The sequence below is a fragment of the Tomitella cavernea genome (assembly GCF_016599145.1).
GTDB classification, from domain to species: Bacteria; Actinomycetota; Actinomycetes; order Mycobacteriales; family Mycobacteriaceae; genus Tomitella; species Tomitella cavernae.
The window spans coordinates 1-16,859 of record NZ_JAENKO010000004.1 but is presented as its reverse complement, the minus strand read 5'-3'; the positions used below and the strand labels follow the sequence as shown (position 1 = coordinate 16,859).

The following is a 16,859-nucleotide window of genomic DNA, read 5'->3' as shown; positions in this document are numbered from 1 at the left end:
GCACTCCGGCCCCGCCCGCAGAGGTCTTCCTGGTCAGAGGTAGAAGCCGCCGCCGCAGATCACCGTCTGCGCGCTGACGTAGTCCGACTCCGGGATGCACATCAGATATACCGCACCGGCCGCCTCGGACGGAGTGCCCGCCCGGCCCAGGGGGATCATCTGCTCCATCGTGTGGAGCAGATCAGGGTTGACGCCGACCTTGATCTCTCGACCGGCGACGTCGATGGTGCTGTCCCCGTCGGCCGGGGTCTCGGTGAGCCGCGTTTTGATGAGCCCGAAGGCGACGGTGTTGACCGTGACGTTGTACCGGCCCCATTCCTTGGCGAGGGTCTTCGTCATCCCGACGATCCCGGCTTTGGCCGCCGCGTAGTTGATCTGCCCGGCATTGCCGCCGAGTCCGGCGATGGAGGAGATGTTGACGACCTTGCGGCACGGCACGGGGGAGCCGTCGGCCTTGGCCGCCTTGGCGGCCTGGGAGATCACCGGCTGCGCGGCCCGCAGGATGCGGAACGGGGCCTTGAGGTGCACGTCGAGGATCGCGTCCCACTGCTCGTCGGACATCTTCTGCACCACGGAGTCCCAGGTGTACCCGGCGTTGTTGACGATGATGTCGAGCCCGCCGTAGGTGTCGGTGGCGGTGGCGACGAACCGCTCGGCGAACTCGGGGTCGGTGACGCTGCCCGTGCAGGCGACGGCGCGGCCGCCGGCGGCCTTGATGTCGGCGACGGTCTGCTCGGCGGGCTGCGCGTCGAGGTCGTTGACGACCACCGACGCGCCGTCCGACGCCAGCTTGAGGGCGATCTCACGTCCGATACCCCTGCCGGAGCCGGTGACGATCGCGGTCTTGCCGTCCAGTTTGCCCATCGTTCGGTGCCTTTCTAGTGGTGGGTGTCGATGGTCGCGTCGCCTGCGAGCGTCACGGTGCCGTCGGCCAGGGTGGCCGCGAGTTCCACGGTGAGCAGGCCGTCGTCGTTGCCGGTGACGACCCCGGTGCACGTCGGTTGCGCATGCACCGGGGTGATCGCGGAGAACCGCACGCGCAGAGAACGGATCCGCTCCTGGGGTGCCCAATCGGTCAGCATTCGGCCCAGGTAGGCCATCGAGAGCATGCCGTGGGCGAACACGTCGTCCAGGCCGGCCGACCGCGCGTTGTCGAGGTCGATATGGATCGGGTTGTGATCACCCGAGGCGCCGGCGAACAGCGCCAGCGTGGTCCGGGAGATCGGCGGGACCGGCAGCGGCGGAAGCGCGGTGCCGGGGGCGGTATCGCGGGAGATGCCGGCGGGGACGCTCATCGCTGCTCCTCTCGGGGATGTGCGGGGGCGGGTTCGCGCACCACGATCAGCGATTCCAGGTCGGCGACGGCGGTCCCGTCGACGCGTGTGACGCGCGTGTGCTTGGCGATGAACTGCAGCGTGCCGGACTTCTTGCTGTACACCTCGGCGATGTGGGGCCGGGCCGTCACTTCTTCGCCGGCATAGGCCTGCGCGTGGTAGGTGAAGGACTGTTCGCCGTGCAGGACGTGGCGCAAGTCCACGCCCAGATCCGTCAGCCACCCGAACGGCTCCGGCTGGTCGAGCTCGATGCCGAACAGGAACGTGGGCGGAACCGGCACGCCCGGATGCCCCGCGGCGCGGGCCGCGGCCGGATCCGAGTAGACGGGGTCGTCCTGGCCGGTCGCCGTGGCGAACAGCGCGAGACGACCGGCCTCTATTACGGCGGTCACCGGCGCGAGCTCGCGGCCGACGACGGACGGGTCGATCGCCATGTCAGGCCACCTTCTCGTAGAGCGTCACCACGGCGGCGCCACCGAGGCCGATGTTGTGCTGCAGCGCCACGGAGGCCCCGTCCACCTGCCGGGCGCCGGCATCTCCGCGCAGCTGCCACGTCAGCTCCGCGCACTGGGCCAGCCCGGTGGCCCCCAGTGGGTGCCCCTTCGAGAGCAGCCCGCCCGACGGATTGGTCACGACGGCACCTCCGTAGGTGTTCTGCCCGTCGCGGATGAACTTCTCCGCGGTGCCCTCCGGCGTGAGCCCCAGGGCCTCGTAGCTGAGGAGCTCGTTGGTGGTGAAGCAGTCGTGCAGCTCCACCACGCCGATGTCCTCCGGGCCCACCCCCGCGGCCTCGTACACCTGGCGCGCGGCCGCGGCCGTCATGTCGTAGCCGACGAGGCGGAGCAGATCGCCGTCGAACGATGCGGGCTTGTCGGTGGTCATGGCCTGCGCCGCGATCGCGACGTCGGTGCGCAGGCCGTGCTCCCGCGCATACTCCTCGCTCACGATGACCGCGGCGGCCGCCCCGCACGTGGGCGGGCAGCATTGCAGCCGCGAGAGCGGGCCGTAGATGTGCGGGGAGCCGAGAACCTCGTCCACGGTGACCGGATCCCGGAAGACCGCGTAGGGGTTGTTGGCGGCATGCCGGCGCGCCTTGACCGCGATCTCGGCGAAAACGGCGGGATCCATGCCGTAACGGTCGGCGTAGGCCTGGCCGGCGCCGCCGAAGTAGCGGGGGGCCATAGGGACACCGTCCTCCGGCCCCAAGGTCTCGTCGAGGACGCGGTCGAAGCGGGCGAAGGGGCTGGGGCGGTCGTCCCAGTGCGAGCCGAGCGCGCCGCGCTGCATCTGCTCGAAGCCCACCGCCAGCACGCAATCGGCGGCGCCGGACGCCACCGCCTGACGTGCCAGGAACAGTGCAGTGGACCCTGTCGAGCAGTTGTTGTTCACGTTGATCACCGGGATACCGGTCATGCCGACGCCGTAGACGGCGTTCTGGCCGCAGGTCGAGTCGCCGTAGACGTACCCCGCGTAAGCCTGCTGAATATGCGGCATCCCCACACCCGCATCCGTGAGAGCGGCGGTGATCGCGCCTTGCGCCATGACGTCGTACGACTCGCTGCGGCGGGGCGTGGCGAACGGGACCATCCCCACGCCGGCCACCTGGACCCTGTCGACCATCGTTTCGCTCCTGACCGTCGTGATGTCTGCCTGATCGCAATAGAGAACTAATAACGGTTCACATAAAGCACTTTGAACCCTTGACAGTGGGTTGTCAACTGATGATAGTGATACATGACACAATCATAACGATTCACTTGAGGTGTTCTGGGGCGTTCCTCCGGGTAGCTGTTCCGGTGCTTCCTCCGGCGCACCCTGAGGATCGATCAGCATCGGCGGCGACGCCGGGACGGAGTGGGCACGATGTACATGACGCAGGGTCTGCACCGGTCGGTGCAGCAGAATCCGGATGCGCCGTCGACGGTGTTCGGTGATCGCACCCGCACCTTCGCCGAGACGGCGGACCGGGTTGCGCGGCTGGCGGGCGCACTGCAGCGGTACGAGGTCGCGCGCGGCGACCGCGTCGCCATCCTCGCGCTCAACTCAGACCGCTATTCCGAGCTGTTCCTGGCCATCCCGTGGTCGGACGCGGTGTTCGTGCCTGTCAACGTCCGGTGGTCCAGCGCCGAAATCATTTACTCGCTCAACGAATGCGGTGCGCGCGTGCTGTTCGTCGACGAGAACTTCGCGTCGTTCGTCCCCGGCTTGCGGGCCGAGTGCCCGCAGCTCACCACGGTGATCCATTGCGGTGAGGGGCAGGCGCCGGAGGACATGCTCGACTACGAAGACCTCATCGCCTCCGCGGCGCCCGTCCCCGACGCGCGCCGCGGAGGCGACGCGCCGGCCGGCATCTACTACACCGGCGGCACCACCGGCACACCCAAGGGCGTCATGCTGAGCCACGACAACCTCGCCGCTTCCGCCATGGGGTCGGCGGCGACGGGGGACTTCGTCGACCCCGGCGGGCGATTCCTGCATGCCGCCCCGATGTTCCACCTGGCCGACGGGGCCGCGTGGTGTGCGCAGACGGTCGTCGGCGGCACCCACGTGATGGTTTCCTCGTTCAGCCCAGCGGCCGTGCTCGAAGCGATCAGCGCCGAAGGCGTCACGAGCACCCTGCTTGTGCCGACGATGATCGGCATGCTCGTGGGCCACCCCGGCGCGCACGAGTACGACACCTCGAGTGTGCGGCACATCGTCTACGGGGCGTCGCCGATGTCGGAATCCGTGCTGGACAAGGCGATGGCGCTGTTCCCCAACGCGGGCTTCACCCAGGCGTACGGGATGACGGAACTCTCGCCCGTGGCGACGCTGCTGCTGTCCGAAGACCACCACCATCCCGTGCGCCGCACGTCGGCCGGGCGTGCCGCGCCGCACGCGGAGGTGCGGATCGTCGACGCGTTCGACGAGGAGGTGCCGCGTGGCACGGTGGGCGAGGTGGTCAGCCGGGGCGACCACGTCATGCTCGGCTACTGGAACCGGCCGGAGGCCACGGAGGATGCCGTGCGCGACGGCTGGATGCACACCGGCGACGGCGGCTACATGGACGACGACGGCTACGTCTACATCGTCGACCGGATCAAGGACATGATCGTCACCGGCGGAGAGAACGTGTACTCGGTCGAGGTCGAGAAGGCGCTCGCCCAGCATCCTGCGGTGCAGTCGTGCGCGGTGATCGGGCTGCCGGACGAGACCTACGGGGAGCGCGTGCACGCCGTCGTCGTGCCGACGGCGCCCGGCGCGGTGAGCGAGGCGGAGCTCCGCGAGTTCTGCAGGGAGCGGATCGCCGGCTACAAGACCCCGCGCACCGTGGAGTTCCGCGATGCGCTGCCCATGTCCGGCGCGGGCAAGATCCTCAAGCGCGAACTGCGCCGCAGCACCGCGCCCGCGTGATCTCCGGGTGGCAGGCGCCGCACAGATCACGCACGTGAGACCCGACGGGAAGGACGATGAGCATGGACACGACGGCCAGGGCCACCGGTGACATGGTGGTGGGCAGCATGCTCGCGACCGCGGCACGCACGTACCGCGATCGCGAAATGATCTACTGCGCGACGACCGGGCGGCGGTTCACCTTCGGCGAGGTGGACACGCGGGTCAACCGGCTCGCACACGGCCTGATGGGCCTCGGACTGGCGAAGGGCGACACGGTCGCGTACCTGTTCAACAACCGCGCGGAGATCGTCGAGGTCTTCTTCGCGCTGGCGAAGGCCGGCCTGGTGGGGGTGCCGCTGAACTACCGGCTCGCTGCTCCGGAGGTGGTCGATCTTGTGCGGTCGTGTGAAGCGAAGGCACTGATCTGCGCCGAGGGGTATGTGGACGTGGCGGCCGAGGTGCATGCGGCAGACACTCCGCTGCGGCACGTCGTCGCCGCAGCGGAGGGGGCCGTCCCGGACTTCGCCGCGCGGTACGAGGACATCGTCGCCGCGGGCAGTGATGCTGCGCCGGATGTGGATGTGCGCGAAACCGACACCCAGTATTTCAACCTCACCTCCGGCACCACGGGGTTGCCGAAGGCGTACCGGCTCAACCACTACAACAACGCGTTCGCAGCGCTGACGATGCCCCTGGAGTTCGACGTCACGCGCGCCGACACGATCCTCACCGCCTTTCCCATGTACGGGAGGGTCGGCGCGGCATGGCTCATGATCGGCACGTGCATGGGCGTCCGCAACGTCATCACCGACTACGAACCGCAGCGTATCGCGGAGCACATCGAGGCGGAACGGTGCACGATCACGAACTTCGTGCCCACGATGGCGGCGATGCTGTTGCAACTGCCGAACATCACGGACTTCGACTTCGGGTCGCTGCGCGCGATCGTGTTCGCCGGTTCGCCGCTGCCCGCACCGGTGCGTGAACGCACACTCGCGACGCTGTGCCCGAACCTCTACGAGTTCTACGGAATGCAGGAGACCGGCCTGGTAGCGGCGATCGGTGCGGCGGACAAGAGTGAACGCCCCGACTCGGTGGGGCAGGCGAGCATCTTCAGCGACATCCGCGTCGTCGACGACGAAGGGGGGCGGGTTCCGGCCGGCGAGTCGGGCGAGATCATCGTGCGTAGCCCCGCCTCCACCACCGGCTATTTCCGCAACGAAGAGAAGACGTCGGAGACCTTCCGCGACGGCTGGATCCACACCGGCGACATCGGCCGGTTCGACTCCGACGGCTTCCTGTACGTGACGGGGCGGAAGAAGGACGTCATCGTGACGGGCGGGCAGAACGTGTTCTCCGTCGAGGTGGAGGCCGTCCTGCTGCAGCACCCGGATGTGGCCGACTGCGCCGTGATCGGCACGGCGGACCCGGTGTGGGGCGAGGCCGTCACCGCCGTGGTGGTTCCCCGCGGGGGCACCGCGGTCGACGAGGCCGCGCTGATCGACCACTGCAAGCGGACGTTGGCCGGCTTCAAGGCGCCCAAGCGGATCATCCGGCGGGGCGAGGCCATCCCGCGCACGCCGACGGGCAAGATCACCAAGTACGTGCTCGAGGAGCAGTACCGGGTGGTGGTCTGACGCATGGGCGGGAACATCGGGGTGGACCGCGACGGTCCGCAGCTGCGGATCACCATCGCCCGCCCGGAGCGCCTCAATGCCCTGGATCTGCCGACGTTGCGTGAGCTGACCACCGCAGTGCGGCTCGCGCACGGCGATCCCGGCGTGCGCGTCGTGATCCTCGCGGGGGAGGGCAGGGCGTTCTGCACCGGTGCCGACCTCACGGCGGTGGACGAGCCGCCCGCGGTGCTGCTCGACGCGGCGAACGAGCTGATCCGGGCGGTGGTGCAGACGCCCGTGCCGGTCATCGCAGCCGTCAACGGCCCGGCGGTGGGATTCGGCGTAGGGCTTGCGTGCGCAGCGGATCTGGTATTCGCCGCGGAGAGCGCGTACTTCTACATGTCGTTCACGGCGATCGGCGCCATGCCGGACGGCGGCACCACAGCGCTTCTCGCCGCGTCGGCAGGCCGCGCGATCGCGCTCGACATGGCCCTGCTCGCCGAGCGGCTGCCCGCAGCCGACGCCGCCGCAGCGCATCTGTTGACGCGGGCGGTGCCGGACGCGGAGCTGCACGCGCGTGTCGACGAGGTGGCGGAACGACTGTCACACGGTCCGCGACGAGCACTGGAGCTGACGAAGAAGGCGGTGAACGCCGCGGCCCTTGCGGAGCTGGATGGTGCCCTCGAGCGCGAACGCACCGGGCAGATCGAACTCCTGCCGGCAAAGGACTTCGCCGAAGGCGTTGCGGCGTTCCGGGACGGGCGTGTGCCGCGGTTCGGAGCAGACTAGCGGGCCGGCTCCGTCACTCGGCGCCGATCAAGCGCAGGTAGACGGCGGTGAGTTCGTCCACTCGTCGCGCGAATCGGCCCGTCGGGTCGGCGGCGTCGATCGTGTCCACGGCGAGCTCGGCGCCGAAGCGGCGGAACAGGGCGAACATCGACTCCGCGAGCATTTCGGGCTCGGCGACGGGATCGGCCTGGTCCTGCGCGGCGAGGTCGCGGACGTACCGGGCCATCCGCCGGGCCGGGCGCCTCTGCATCTCGTGCCAGATCGCGTCTATCTCGGAATCGGCTCCGGCCTCGTGCTCGATGACGGTGAGCAGCGCCGAGTACTGCGCATGGGCGGTCAGGAATGCCGCAATCGATGCCCGACCCATCGCCCGTGGATCGAGATTGCCGGGGAGCTCGTGAGCGTGCAGGAAATCGTCCCTCACCTGGCCCGCCACAACGACGAAGGTCTCGTGCTTGCTACGGAAGTAGGCGTAGAAGGCCGTACGTGACACGAGTAGCGCTGGGCCATCCCCCTCCTCGCCGGGCCGTTGCGTTTATGGTGTTTAGGGCTATGATGGATGCTGTGCATAATGGGTGGCTGACTACGAGCGAGGCGGCGGGCATGCTCGGCGTCTCACGTCAGCATGTCGTCGATCTGTGTGACCGCGGCGAGCTGAACTGCACGAAGACGGGGACGCACCGTCGGATCCGACGGTGCGATATTGACCACCTTCTGGCGCCTGGTCTCACTCGTGAGCAGGCGAAGAGCCTGTGGCTGCATCGTGCGCTGCTGGCCCATCTGGTGACCGAGCCGGACCGCATGCTCGAGACAGCGCGAGAGAACATCCGCGTGGGGAAGCCGCGGCAGCGTCCTGACGGCATGGCTGCGCGCTACCTGCAGCAGTGGGAACATCTCATCGACGGTGGGGTCGAGGAAGTCGCAGCCGTGCTCACGGGCACCGATGAGCGCTCCAGGGAGTTACGGCAGAACAGCCCGTTCGCGGGCGTGCTTGCCGATCCCGTTCGCCGGCAGGTGCTGCGCTCGTTCCGTGAGTACTGGGACCACAGACACGTGGCCGCGTGACACGTGACGAGCTCGGCCATCTTCTTCGGGCCGCGTGCACGATCACAGGCGATCGGGATGTCCTTGTCGTCGGTTCCCCGTCCATCCTGGGGACCTTTGACGAGGCCGACCTCCCGCCCACGGCGACTGCTTCTATTGAGGCCGACATCGCGTTCCTCGACGACGCCGATCGGAGCAAAGCCGATGACGTCGAAGGGGCCATCGGCGAGCTGTCCGCGTTCCATCAGACCAACGGGGTGTACGCGGAAGGTGTGCACATCGACACGGCGATCTACCTGCCACCTGGCTGGCGCGACCGTCTGATCAGTTGGCCGCTGAGGGCTGCTGAGCCTGCTGACCCGCGCTTTTTGGAACCCTACGATCTCGCGGTCGCCAAACTCGGTGCGAGGCGCGAGAAGGACCTCGTCTTCGTCGACGCGCTCATTCAGGCGAACCTGTTGATTCTCACGGTGCTTCGGGAGCGGTGCGCGCTGTTGCCGGAGAAGCACGCGCTCGTGCAAAGGAGGGTCAGCGGCTTCTTGGCGAACTATTCGAAGTGACGAACGACACGATGAGACGCGCCGCGCGGACGGGGAACCTCAGTGGTCGACGGTGACGCGCGGGACCTGGCGATGAACGTGAATTGAAGGCAGTGTGCTGATGTTCGAGCCTAAGGATTGAGGAAAGGAACGGGTCGGCAGCGGTAGAGTCCGTGAGCTGCGCAAACTGTCGCCGACCTGGCAGTGTTCTGCGGCTGGGCGACGCGCTTGACCGGCTGAAGTTCTTCCGCGATTCCTAGGCTGGGCGGGAGAGTCGCCCGGCGGCGGCTTTCTGCCTGTCGAGCGCGCAGCAACTGTGCATCGAGCTTCTCGAGCACGCGGGCGATCAGCTGGTGGTGCCGGCGCCTATACAAGGAGCACACCGTTGCCGTACGCGTCGGCGAGGTGGTGGACGAAGCGTCGCTCACGGTCGGTCAGCGGGCCGACGTGTCGCCAATTGCGTTCATAGATCGCCAGCGCATCGGCTTCCGGGATGTGTGCGTCCGGCCCGCGCTGCCAGCACAGGTAGGCGAGTTCGGGGTAGTCGCCGACGCGTACGCAGCGGTCGGCCATCGTCACTCCCTTCCTCGTTTACAGGGTATCGCCGAGGGCTCACTTCCGTGCCGTCGTGCCGGAACGGCGGCGTGAACATGGAGGTGCACTCGGCACCGCGGCCCTGCGATGAAACGCCGACCCTATTCCAGTTCCATCGCGGCAGGCCGCGCGACGGTGCTGCGGATCTTCCGGCTGCCCGAGTCCATCGAGCACTCGCCGAGGGCGGTGAGCACGTCGAGCACGTGCAGCCCCAGCGCCGCGTCCGTGCGGTGCTCCCCGCCGCCGGCGAGGCGGCCGGCCATCTCCGCCACCCCGAGCCCCCGGAACTCCCGCAGCTCGCCGCGCAGGAGCCGGGGCATGACGGCAGGCAGCGCGGTCCAGGCGTCGGCGCCGCGCGCCCGGAACTCCACGGTCCCGTGCAGGCGCGTGGGGTCCGGCAGGCGCAGCGTCCCCTCGGTGCCGTAGATCTCCAGGTGCGGCAGCGTCGTCTCCCACACGTCGAAGCTGTACATCGCGGTGACCAGGCACGGCCCCGGGAACTCGAGCACGGCGCTCACGTGCGTGTCCACGGCCACCGGCACCACGTCGCCGGTCCGGCCCGGCGCCGAGACGGCCACCTCGTCGCGCGCCCGCACGCCTGCGGCCATCACCGAGCGCACCGGGCCGAGCAGGTTCACCAGCAGCGCGACGTGGTACGGCCCCCAGTCCAGCACCGGCCCGCCGAGCGGCCCGAAGTATCCGGCCGGGTCCGGGTGCCACGTCTCCACCCGCGACGAGCGGACGAAGGATGTCGCGGCGAACGGCCTGCCGATCATGCCCGCGTCGAGCGCGGCGCGGGCCGTCTGACCGGCCGGCCCCAGGAACACGTCCGGCGCGCACCCCAAGAGCCGGTCAGCCGACGCGGCGGCGTCGATGATCCGCTGCGCGGCGGCGACGTCGGGCGCGAACGGCTTCTCCACGAACACGTGCTTGCCGGCCTCGAGCAGCCGGAGCGTGGTCCCGGCATGCGCCGCGGGCGGGGTGAGGTTCACGACCAGCTCGACATCGTCGTCGGCGCAGAAGTCGTCGAGCCCGCCCCACCTCGGCACGCCCGCGGCCTCCGCGGCCGCCCGGGCACGTTCGGGGTCGCGCGACGCGAGCCGCAGCACCGGCAGCCCGGCGACGGCGCGGAGCCCGCGCATGTATGCGCCGAACACGCTGCCGACGCCGAGGATTCCGATGTTCACGGCGATGGCCTCATCCGCGCACGGTCACCATGACGCGGCCGATGATGTCGACGGCGGAGGTGCCCAGCAGGATCTCGACATCGCCGTTCTCATACCACCATTCGCCGCCGCGCCAGGCGGCCAGTGCGCGGGCGGCGATGGGCACCGTCACCACCGATTCCTCGCCCGCGGCGAGGCGCACCGGGGCGAATCCGGCGAGCCATCGGCGCGGCCGGTCCACGGCGCTGCGCGGGCGCGACGCGTAGACCTGCACGACCTGTTTGCCGGGGCGTGCGCCGACGTTGCGGACGGCGCACTTTACGGCGAAGCCCTCTCCCGCCGCGACGATCCGCGGCGCCTCGACCTCGCCGATACGCCATTGCGTGTAGCCGATGCCCTGCCCGAACCAGCAGGCGGGGCGCAAGCCGGCGCGCAGCCAGCCGCGGTGCCCCACATGGATCGACTCGTCGTAGGCGACGCGCCCGTCCACCGGGGCGTCGGGCCCCATCAACTGGGCTTCCTCGGCGGGCCACGTGGTGGGCATGCGGCCGCCGGGCTCGTCGTCGCCCGCGAGGATCCGCGCCAGCGCCTCGCCCGTCCGCCCGCCGCCGAACCAGCTCACCAGCAGCGCCCCGGCCTCGTCGCGCCACGGCATGAGCACCGGGCCGCCCGAGTTGACGACGACCACGGTCCGCGGGTTGGCGGCGCAGACGCGGCGCACCAGTTCGTCCTGGCGGCCGGGCAGGCGCAGGGTGGTGCGGTCGAAGCCCTCGCTCTCCGTCTGCGACGACGTTCCCACCACGACGACGGCCACCTCGGCGGCGCCCGCCGCACGCTCCGCGTCGGCCAGCATCTGCTCGGCCCCGCCCTCGTAGGGTGCCCAGCCGAGCGTGAGCGTGTGAACGCCGGGGATCGGCGCGGTGCGCAGGTCGCACGTCACGGCGAGATCGTACGGCAGGCCCGCGGTGAGCGCCCTGGTGACGGTGTGCACGGGCGGCGCGAAGATGTCCTGCTCGGGGCGGCGCTGCGGGGCGTCGTCCGGGGCATGCTGTCCGTCGGGTGCCAGGACCTGCTCGCCGTCGAGGTCCATGCGGAAGCCGCCCGCGCACGCGACGCCGACGACCGTCTCGCCGGTCCGGTCGGGCGTGACCACCGCGCGCACCGTCAGCGTGGCGGCGTCCGGGGGGAGGGTGCCCAGCCAGGTGAGTTCGGCCGTCGCGCGGGTCTCGTCGGCGAGCACCGTGCCGTCGTCGCCGGTGAGGGTGACGCGCAGCCCGCGGTCGCCCGTCACGGGGTTGCGGACGGCGTCCGGCGGATACGGGAAGATTCCGGTGTGCGGCTCCACGCCCAGGCGGAAGTCGACGCGCGCGGTGCCGAACCGGAGGCGTATCCCCTCGAGCGGGGAGACCGACGCGTCGGGCAACACCGTGGCGCTGCCGCCGCCCTGGATGCGGGCCGACGCCGCGTTGGGGCCGATCACCGCGATCGACGCGGGGCCGGTTGCGGCCGCCGAGCCGGCAGCAGACGCCGGGCCGGAGTCTGCCGGGCCGGGACCCGGCGCCAGCGGCAGCAGGCCGCGGTTGTGCAGCAGCACCGTGCCCTCCACCGCGAACCGCACGGCGTCGGCAGCGGCAGTGGCAGCGGCAGTGTCAGCGACGACGGCCGTGTCAGCGATGCCGGTGGCCTCGCCCGCAGGGGGGCCGGCCGGGGCCGACGGTTCTTCGATGCTTAGCGCCCCGACGCGCCCGGCGAGCCGCAGCACGCGCAGAAGCTTCGCGTCCACCGACTCCTCGGGGACGTCCCCGGCCCGCACGGCGGCGACGAGCGCGTCGCCCCAGGGGCTCGACACCGCGGGCATCACGAGGTCGAGCGACGCCCTGCCGCAGGCAACGGTGGAGCGGGCGGCGAGCCAGTCGGAGACCGCGACGCCGTCGAACCCCCACTCGTCCTTCAAGGGGACGTCGAGCAGCGGATGCTCGGTCATCGGGGTGCCGCCCACGCGGTTGTAGGCGGCCATCACCGTCCAGGCCCCGCCGTCGCGCACCGCCTTCTCGAACGGCACGAGATACACCTCGCGCAGGGTGCGGTCGTCGATGTCGGAGCTGGCGGTGTGGCGCTGCACCTCGTAGTCGTTGCCCACGTAGTGCTTCACGCACGTGGCCACGCCGTGGGATTGCACGCCGTCCACGTATGCGGCGGCGAGGACACCGGTGAGCAGCGGGTCTTCGGACAGCGCCTCGAAGTGCCGCCCGCCGTAGGGGGAGCGGTGCAGGTTGACGGTGGGGCCCAGCAGCATGTCGACGCCCCGGTCCCGTGCGATCGCGCCGAGCACGGAGCCGTAGGTGCGGGCGGCCTCGGGGGCCCACGTGGCGCCCAGTGCGCTGCCGGAGGGGAGAACGGGGGAAGGCTCCTCGGCGCCTCGCGCGGTTCCGCGCACCCCGGCCGGCCCGTCGGACATCACGACGGGCCGCAGGCCGATCGCGTCGTCGCCGGGCAGCGTCCAGAAGCCGGCGCCGGTGAGCAGCCGCACCTTCCGCTCGAGGGGCAGCGCCGCGACCAGGCGGCGCAGCTCCTCCTTCGCGGGTGCAGCATCGGCAGGCGCTGCAACGACGGGCGCAGTGCCCCCGGGCCCCGGCGGTACGGGCGACCCCGGTGTCACTGGATCCACGTGCCGCCGAGCAGCACCATGCCGTCGGCGCTGGGGACGGTGCCGTACACGTTCGGCGCCCACGCAACGAAGTTGCCGCCCGCCGCCCACGGCATCAGCGGTACGTCGTCGTGGATGATCTGCTCGACCTGCTTGAGCGCCGCCTTCTCCGCCTCGGCGGTGACGGCCTGGTGCGCGGCGTCGAGAGCCGCGTCCATCTCGGGGTTCTTGTAGCCGCGCACGTCGGACTTGTCGGTGGACCTGAGCCCGGCCAGGCGCAGGTTCGGCACCGCGTCCGAGATGCTCATGGAGCTGTGGGTGAGGTCGAAGTCGTGGTTGACGTATAGCCGCTGGATCATGTCGGTGACTGACGCGGTGTACTGCACGTCCACGTCGAAGCCGACGTTCTCGAGCATCGCCTCGACGGCGGTGGCAATGGCCTGGGAGGTGGGGCTGTTCACCGTGACGTAGTCGATGTGTCCGTCATAGCCGCCGGCCTTCGCCTGTTCGAGCAGCGTGCGCGCCTGGTCGGGGTCGTGTTCGGTGGCGGGGACGTCGTTGTGCCACTTCGACCACTCGGCGAACACCTTGCTGGTGGCCATCGCCTTACCGTCGAACGCGCGCTGGTTGATCACCTCCGGGTCGATGGCCAGCGCCATCGCCTTGCGGACGTTCACGTCGGCGCCTGGGCGGCCCGGGCGGCTATTGATCGCGCCCGCGCTCGCGACGCTCAGCGGCTCGTAGTAGCCGGGGTACTTCGCCTTGGCCGCGTCCACCCACTCGGGAGAGCGCAGGTAGGCCATCTGGATGCCGCCGGTGTCCATCGCTTGGAGGCGGGGCTGGCCGCCGGCGAGGCTGACGAACTTGAGCTGGTCCAGGTGCGGCGTGCCGTTCCAGTAGTCCTCGCGCGGTGCGAGGTCGATCGACTGGGACGGGGCGAAGTGGGTCACGGTGAATGGCCCGGCGCCGATGGGCTTGAAGTTGTCGGGGTCGGCGTAGGCGGCGGGGGCGAGGATCATCCCGTGGCCGAAGGCGAACAGCGCCGGGAACTCCGACCACGGCGCGTTCAGCCGGAACTCGACGGTGAGCGGGCCGGTGGCGGAGACGGAGGCGACCGCCGGGAGGAACTGGTCGCTGTTGGCGCCGCCGGCGTCGTTGTAGCGGGTGATGCTGGCGACCACGGCGTCGGCGTCGAGGGGCGTGCCGTCGCTGAAGGTGACGCCGTCGCGGAGGGTGAGCGTCCAGGTCAGGTGGTCGTCGCTCTGCGTGAACGACTCGGCCAGGTTCGGCACGAACTCGCCCTTGGTCGGGTCATACCGCAGGAGCAGGTCGTAGATGCTCGCCATCTCCGTGCCGCCGTTGGACCCGGCCGCCTGCGTCTTCGCCGGGTCCAGGCTCGACGGCATCGAGTATCCGGCGAAGCTCAGCGTCCCGCCGTCGACGGGTTCGCCCGGCTCGGCCTGATCGCCGATGATCCCGGCCGCGCTGACGGATTCGGTAGTCCCGTCCCCGCCGGAGCCGCCTCCGCCCGAGCCCGTGTCGTCGGAACTCGCGCAGCCGGCGACGAGCGCTGCGCTGGTGGCGAGCGCCGCGGCGAGAAGAGTGAAACGGCGGGTGGTCGGGGACATCGCGGCCTTTCGGGAACGAACAGAGATGTGACACGAATTACACGCTCTGCATCGAGTCTGTGACGGGGAACACTGGTGAGGCCCTGCTGTCCCAGTAAACGGGACTGCATTAAGCGGTGGTCGCCGGTGTGTCAGCGCGCCCACACGGCCGTGTCCGGCGGTACGGTGCCGTCGTCGCGCAGGGGGCCGCTGGCCAGGAGCACCTCGCCCACGGGTGCGGCGACGGCGTCGCCGGTGAGGTTCACCAGGCAGCGCAGCGCGTCGCCACGCGAGAAGTGCAGGACGCCGTCGGGCGCGGGCAGCCACCGCAGCGGCGCGTCGGCGGGCAGCGTGCGCCGGAGCCGCAGTGCCGTGCGGTAGAGCTCGAGCATTGAGCTCGGATCCCCGTCCTGGGCGGCGGCGGTGCGCGGTGCCCAATCGTCGGGCTGCGGCAGCCACGGCGGCACGGCGGCGCCGTCGGGGCTGAAACCGTAGGGCGGGCGGTCCCCGGACCACGGCAGCGGCACCCGGCAGCCATCGCGCCCGCGCTCGGTGTGCCCCGAGCGCTCCCAGATGGGGTCGCGCAGCGCCGCGTCGGGCAGGTCCTCCACCTCGGGCAGCCCCAGCTCGTCGCCCTGGTAGATGTACACCCCGCCGGGCAGGGCGAACATGAGCAGCGCGGCGGCGCGTGCGCGGCGCTCGCCGAGCGCGAGGTCGGCGGGGTCGTCGCGCACCTGGCTGAGGAACGCGACGCGCGTGTCGGTCTGCGGGCGGGCGAGCTTGGACACGTGTCGCATGCCGTCGTGGTTGGACAGCACCCAGGTGGGCAGGGCGCCGACGGCGGCGTGCGAATCGAGGGAGCGGTCGATGACGGCCTTCAGCACGTCGGGCTTCCAGGGGGCGAGGAGGAAGTCGAAGTTGAAGGCGCCGTGCAGCTCGTCGGGCCGGACGTAGCGGGCCAGGCGTGCGGGGTCGTTCACCCACGCCTCGGCGACGAACACGCGCGGGGGGTCGTAGGAGTTGGCGAGGGTCCGCCACTCGCGGTAGATCGCGTGCACCTCGTCGCGGTCGAAGAACGGGTGTGCCGACGGGGGCGAGCCGTCCTCGGGGCGCGGCACCGGGTACGGCAGGCCGTCGAGGTCGGGCAGGCCCGGTGCCTTGTGCAGGGCGTGCGCGACGTCGATGCGGAAGCCGTCCACGCCCCGGTCGAACCAGAAGCGCAGCGTGCGCAGGAACTCCGCGCGGACCTCGGGGTTGTTCCAGTTCAGGTCCGGCTGCTCGGGGGTGAACAGGTGCAGGTACCACTGGCCGGGCGTGCCGTCGGAGTTCGTGGTGCGGGTCCAGGCGGGGCCGCCGAACGGGCTGACCCAATCGTTGGGGACGGCGTCGCCGGAGCGGAAGTGGAAGCGGTCGCGGGCCGGCGAGCCGGGCGGGGAGGCGAGCGCCTCGCGGAACCACGGGTGCTCGTGGGAGACGTGGTTGGGAACCAGGTCCAGGATCACCCGGATGCCCAGCGCGTGCGCGGCGTCGATGAGATCCTGCGCCTCGTCGAGGGTGCCGAACAGCGGGTCGATGTCGCGGTAGTCGGCCACGTCGTAGCCGGCGTCGTGCATGGGCGAGCGGTACCAGGGGTTGATCCACACGGCGTCGATGCCGAGCTCCGCCAGGTACGGGAGCCGGCGCCGCAGGCCCGCGATGTCGCCGACGCCGTCGCCGCTGTCGTCCGCGAAGCTACGGATGTAGACCTGGTAGATGGCGGCGGTGCGCCACCAGGCGGTGGTGTTCCCGTGTGCGGGGTCGGTGACGCGGGCGGCGGTGTCCATGGGGCTCCTCGGCTGTGCGGCGGCTCTGTGAAGCCGGTCACTCAGTCGTAGCAGCACGCGGGGCGTACCGGGCGGTCGGTCCCAGTGGGGATGTGTCGCCGATGAGGGGCGCGCTGCCGCCGGAGCCATCGAAGTATACGGGTCATGCCTCGCGGTTACTTCCCCGCACGCACTCGGTCGCCGTCGCGGATCAGCCTGTGATGGCGCTCATCGATTTTCCCCAGAGTTGCTCGGTGAAGTTCCCCAGGGTCGCGAGGCTAGGTTAGCCGAGGTTGGTGCCGGTGGTGGCGCGGCGGATTTCTTCTGCGGCGGCGTGGTGGTTGCG

Annotated in this window: 15 protein-coding genes; 5 read left to right on the top strand and 10 right to left on the bottom strand. The window is 70.4% G+C overall.

What is annotated here, in order from left to right; all coding sequences use genetic code 11:
* Nucleotides 1-33 precede the first annotated feature (33 nt).
* Genes JJ683_RS02865 through JJ683_RS02850 form a run of 4 tightly spaced genes read right to left on the bottom strand, consistent with a single transcriptional unit; the run spans nt 34 to nt 2,954 of the window.
* Nucleotides 34-864 (bottom strand): SDR family NAD(P)-dependent oxidoreductase, encoded by an 831-nt coding sequence (locus tag JJ683_RS02865; protein ID WP_200171164.1) that lies wholly within the window; start codon nt 862-864, stop codon nt 34-36.
* A gap of 14 nt (nt 865-878) precedes the next feature.
* Nucleotides 879-1,295: a MaoC/PaaZ C-terminal domain-containing protein gene (locus tag JJ683_RS02860; RefSeq protein WP_200171163.1), complete on the bottom strand. Its 417-nt coding sequence runs from the start codon at nt 1,293-1,295 to the stop codon at nt 879-881.
* Nucleotides 1,292-1,768, bottom strand: coding sequence for a MaoC family dehydratase N-terminal domain-containing protein (locus tag JJ683_RS02855; RefSeq protein ID WP_200171162.1), 477 nt, complete (start codon nt 1,766-1,768; stop codon nt 1,292-1,294). Before JJ683_RS02855 ends, JJ683_RS02860 begins: the two co-directional genes overlap by 4 nt.
* A 1-nt stretch (nt 1,769) precedes the next feature.
* On the bottom strand, nt 1,770-2,954 hold the full coding sequence (locus tag JJ683_RS02850; RefSeq protein WP_200171161.1) for a lipid-transfer protein: 1,185 nt from the start codon (nt 2,952-2,954) through the stop codon (nt 1,770-1,772).
* A gap of 243 nt (nt 2,955-3,197) precedes the next feature.
* Between JJ683_RS02850 and JJ683_RS02845 the strand changes: the two genes are divergently transcribed.
* From JJ683_RS02845 to JJ683_RS02835, 3 genes are all read left to right on the top strand, one after another.
* Complete coding sequence (locus tag JJ683_RS02845; RefSeq protein ID WP_200171160.1) at nt 3,198-4,727, top strand: long-chain-fatty-acid--CoA ligase; 1,530 nt, start codon at nt 3,198-3,200, stop codon at nt 4,725-4,727.
* A gap of 62 nt (nt 4,728-4,789) precedes the next feature.
* Complete coding sequence (locus tag JJ683_RS02840) at nt 4,790-6,346, top strand: class I adenylate-forming enzyme family protein (protein WP_200171159.1); 1,557 nt, start codon at nt 4,790-4,792, stop codon at nt 6,344-6,346.
* A 3-nt stretch (nt 6,347-6,349) separates the two neighbouring features.
* Complete coding sequence (locus tag JJ683_RS02835; protein ID WP_200171158.1) at nt 6,350-7,114, top strand: enoyl-CoA hydratase-related protein; 765 nt, start codon at nt 6,350-6,352, stop codon at nt 7,112-7,114.
* A gap of 13 nt (nt 7,115-7,127) precedes the next feature.
* Here JJ683_RS02835 and JJ683_RS02830 read toward each other — a convergent pair whose 3' ends face one another.
* Nucleotides 7,128-7,607 carry a TetR/AcrR family transcriptional regulator gene (locus JJ683_RS02830; protein WP_200171157.1) on the bottom strand — a complete coding sequence of 160 codons (480 nt, stop codon included), beginning with the start codon at nt 7,605-7,607 and terminating at the stop codon, nt 7,128-7,130.
* A 59-nt stretch (nt 7,608-7,666) separates the two neighbouring features.
* On the opposite strand from JJ683_RS02830, the gene JJ683_RS02825 reads away from it, so the two are divergent.
* The gene (locus tag JJ683_RS02825) at nt 7,667-8,179 is read left to right on the top strand and encodes a helix-turn-helix domain-containing protein (protein WP_242474353.1); all 513 of its coding nucleotides are present in this window, start codon (nt 7,667-7,669) and stop codon (nt 8,177-8,179) included.
* On the top strand, nt 8,176-8,718 hold the full coding sequence (locus tag JJ683_RS02820) for a DUF6036 family nucleotidyltransferase (RefSeq protein ID WP_200171156.1): 543 nt from the start codon (nt 8,176-8,178) through the stop codon (nt 8,716-8,718). Before JJ683_RS02825 ends, JJ683_RS02820 begins: the two co-directional genes overlap by 4 nt.
* Before the next feature lie 345 nt (nt 8,719-9,063).
* On the opposite strand, the gene JJ683_RS02815 is transcribed toward JJ683_RS02820, so the two are convergent.
* The 5 genes from JJ683_RS02815 to JJ683_RS02795 all read right to left on the bottom strand — a co-directional run bounded on the left by JJ683_RS02815 (nt 9,064) and on the right by JJ683_RS02795 (nt 16,534).
* Nucleotides 9,064-9,276: a hypothetical protein gene (locus JJ683_RS02815; RefSeq protein WP_207279896.1), complete on the bottom strand. Its 213-nt coding sequence runs from the start codon at nt 9,274-9,276 to the stop codon at nt 9,064-9,066.
* 116 nt (nt 9,277-9,392) lie between these two features.
* Nucleotides 9,393-10,478 (bottom strand): Gfo/Idh/MocA family protein, encoded by a 1,086-nt coding sequence (locus tag JJ683_RS02810; RefSeq protein WP_200171154.1) that lies wholly within the window; start codon nt 10,476-10,478, stop codon nt 9,393-9,395.
* A gap of 10 nt (nt 10,479-10,488) precedes the next feature.
* On the bottom strand, nt 10,489-13,116 hold the full coding sequence (locus JJ683_RS02805) for a glycoside hydrolase family 3 protein (protein ID WP_200171153.1): 2,628 nt from the start codon (nt 13,114-13,116) through the stop codon (nt 10,489-10,491).
* Nucleotides 13,113-14,732 (bottom strand): ABC transporter substrate-binding protein, encoded by a 1,620-nt coding sequence (locus JJ683_RS02800; RefSeq protein WP_200171152.1) that lies wholly within the window; start codon nt 14,730-14,732, stop codon nt 13,113-13,115. Before JJ683_RS02800 ends, JJ683_RS02805 begins: the two co-directional genes overlap by 4 nt.
* A 131-nt stretch (nt 14,733-14,863) precedes the next feature.
* Nucleotides 14,864-16,534 (bottom strand): glycoside hydrolase family 13 protein, encoded by a 1,671-nt coding sequence (locus JJ683_RS02795; protein WP_200171151.1) that lies wholly within the window; start codon nt 16,532-16,534, stop codon nt 14,864-14,866.
* Nucleotides 16,535-16,859: the final 325 nt, after the last annotated feature.